The 2,534-nt window shown below is 38.2% G+C and carries 4 protein-coding genes; 1 reads left to right on the top strand and 3 read right to left on the bottom strand.

Features of this window, described 5'->3' with window-relative positions:
• The coding region (locus B2X72_RS21440) for a nitroreductase family protein (protein WP_286851441.1) at positions 1-140 on the bottom strand (140 nt) is incomplete at its 3' end.
• A gap of 142 nt (positions 141-282) precedes the next feature.
• On the opposite strand from B2X72_RS21440, the gene B2X72_RS21435 reads away from it, so the two are divergent.
• Entirely contained in the window at positions 283-579 is a 297-nt protein-coding gene (locus tag B2X72_RS21435) for a winged helix-turn-helix transcriptional regulator (RefSeq protein ID WP_201303552.1), read from the top strand.
• Positions 580-787: 208 nt separating this feature from the next.
• Here B2X72_RS21435 and B2X72_RS21430 read toward each other — a convergent pair whose 3' ends face one another.
• Positions 788-1,696 (bottom strand): NAD(P)/FAD-dependent oxidoreductase, encoded by a 909-nt coding sequence (locus B2X72_RS21430; RefSeq protein ID WP_070565461.1) that lies wholly within the window; start codon positions 1,694-1,696, stop codon positions 788-790.
• Between the two features lie 12 nt (positions 1,697-1,708).
• A complete protein-coding gene (locus tag B2X72_RS21425; RefSeq protein WP_070565463.1) occupies positions 1,709-2,317 on the bottom strand; it encodes a class I SAM-dependent methyltransferase in 609 nt (202 codons plus the stop codon).
• Positions 2,318-2,534 lie beyond the last annotated feature (217 nt).

Genomic DNA, 2,534 nt, shown 5'->3' with positions numbered 1-2,534 from the left:
TTCCATGGCTGGCTATTGATGGAAGATGGACTCAATCGGATTATTTCCTTTAATTCAGCGATTTTCTCCTCCGGAATTAGCGCTTCTGAATTATACTTTTTCGTTGTGTAACGTTGCTTTGCAGTTTCTAAAAAAGCCATAACATACAAGATTAAATTAACTATATATTTTATAGTTGCAAACTTAAATATGGTATTATATATTTGCAATAACGGTCAAACTTGATAGTAACAGATGTATTTGATAGACAACAAACAATACCCATGCAGTACCAGCCTAACTATGAAATACATAGGCGGAAAATGGAAAGCAGTAATTTTGATTCATCTAATTGAAAAAAAACGTTATAATGAATTAAGAAAAGAATGTGCATTAATTACCGAGCGTACATTAAGCTTACAATTAAAGGAACTTGAGGCTGATGGTTTAGTAAAGCGTACAGTACATACCGAAAAAGCTCCTTTGAAAGTAGATTACGAACTTACACCATTCGGCAAGACGCTTATTCCGCTATTAGAATCTATTGCAGAATGGGGACGGGAAACGGCTAGTCGGACCGAACGTATTCAACAAATGTAGAGTAGGAACCGTCGACTTTTAAAACGATTATCCATCATAAAGGATCACTTCCTGGTGTCGGTTTATCTTATCGGCAGCTATTATTTCAGTAAAATTTGGACAAAAAAATTTAATAAAGACAGCATTTACGCATCAGGAAGTTTTTGTAAAAACTTCCTGATGAATTAACAATGTGTCACCACTGCCGGAAAACAGATCAATATGGCCACTAAAAAACCTCATCAACAAGTTCTTTATTAACCATTGCTCCAGCTAGGTTTCCTGCAGCAACCGCATTCGCTACAGAACGCATCATACTGGAATTATCTCCACAGGCAAAAACACCCGCGACTGTTGTTTTCTGGAAATTGTCTGTTTTTATATGTCCCTGATCGGTCAATTCGCAACCTAACATAGCAGGAATAAGCGAATGTTGCCTGAAAGGTATGGCAGCATAAACAGCATCAAAGGCAAGTTCACGACCGTCTTTTAATTGTACCTGTTGGACCCATCCATTCTTATGCTGGATTTTAGTTATTTCTTCTTCAATAATCGAAATACCATGTAACTTCAGTTTTGCTTTCTGCTTAACATCAAAACTAGCCTTACCCGAAGTCAATAGCGTTAAGTCGTTCGAGAGATTATTGACCAATCCCGCTACGTGAAGTGCACGCTCTCCATTGGCCATAATAGCAGTTTTTCCTTTTCGGAATTCATAACCGTGACAATATGGGCAATGGATAACCGAAATTCCCCAACAGGCTGAAAATCCTTGTATACTAGGCATAATATCTTCCACACCAGTCGCAAAAATGAGCTTTTTAGCCTGAAAGACGTCCCCATTTTCGGTGGTTATTTCATACCCTGTAGCTGTCATCATGCCGCTCACAGCAAGCCCTTTCTGGAACTTGACACTCGGGTAGTTCAGAACTTCCTCCCTCGCTTTTTTCGCTATACTAAGCGGCTTTTCACCATCATGCGTAATGAAATTATGAGAGTGCGGCGTCTGTCGATTACAAGGTAGCCCACTATCGATAATCAACACATTCCGCAAGGAACGTCCCAATGCCATCGCTGCAGAAAGCCCCGCATAACTTCCCCCAACGATAATTACCTCATAGCTTCTATCATCTTTCATAAATATATATATTTAAATATTAATCCTCTTCTGACAAATGATGAAGTAGAATGGAAAATTTTCCTCTACCTCCCTAATTTCCATTAATCCATAGGGATCGAATTCGGCATGAATGGAATCAATATCGTAAAAAAACATATGTACTCCATCAAACATTGCAAATCGATCAGTGCCTATGGCCTCCCCCTTTCCATAGATACTCGCTAGCTTTGATACGGTCGTAAAAATCATATAACCTCCTTCAGCTAATTGGTCAAAGCAATGCTGGATTAACGCATTACGTTCTTCAGCATCCAATAGATGAATAAGCCCGTAACAAAATATACCGTCATATATATCCTGATCAAAAGGCATTTCATTAACCGAACCATGATGGATTATCGTATTTGTCCCAAAGGATTTCCGGGCGAGTTCTATTGCCGTTTTCGAGATCTCAATGCCTGTAATTTTTATTCCATTTTCCAAAAAAGGGCGACCGTTGCGACCGTAGCCGAACCCAGGAATCAGTATATTTTTGATGTTGTGTTCCAAAAAAAAGCCTACTGCAAACGTTGTAGACTTTGCGGCTTCATCCCCCCACATTTCTTGCTTCTCTATAAAATTACGTTCCCAAAATTCCATACTGCTGTTGCTTATATTGTTTAAAATTGAAATCGATCTTGTTTGCTATACCGATTCGGTACTACAGTGGATTAAAAGTCAACTCAGCGAAGATAGTATTTTTCACTATTGCAACTATGTAGCAAAAACATTAAATGCAATTAAATTGCAAATAAATTACAATAGGATGAATTATTGAAATCATGGTTATTTATCAGTATTGAAAACCTGGGCTATG

The organism is Sphingobacterium sp. UBA7253, assembly GCF_002472745.1.
GTDB lineage: Bacteria > Bacteroidota > Bacteroidia > Sphingobacteriales > Sphingobacteriaceae > Sphingobacterium > Sphingobacterium siyangense.
The sequence above is the reverse complement of the archived record's forward strand: the minus strand, read 5'-3'. Positions and strand labels throughout refer to the sequence as shown.

Bases quoted from the DNA above. Each gene is read 5' to 3' on its own strand.
- B2X72_RS21435 (WP_201303552.1), top strand. From the start codon at position 283: ATGAAATACATAGGCGGAAAATGGAAAGCAGTAATTTTGATTCATCTA.
- B2X72_RS21430 (WP_070565461.1), bottom strand. From the start codon at position 1,696: ATGAAAGATGATAGAAGCTATGAGGTAATTATCGTTGGGGGAAGTTAT.
- B2X72_RS21425 (WP_070565463.1), bottom strand. From the start codon at position 2,317: ATGGAATTTTGGGAACGTAATTTTATAGAGAAGCAAGAAATGTGGGGG.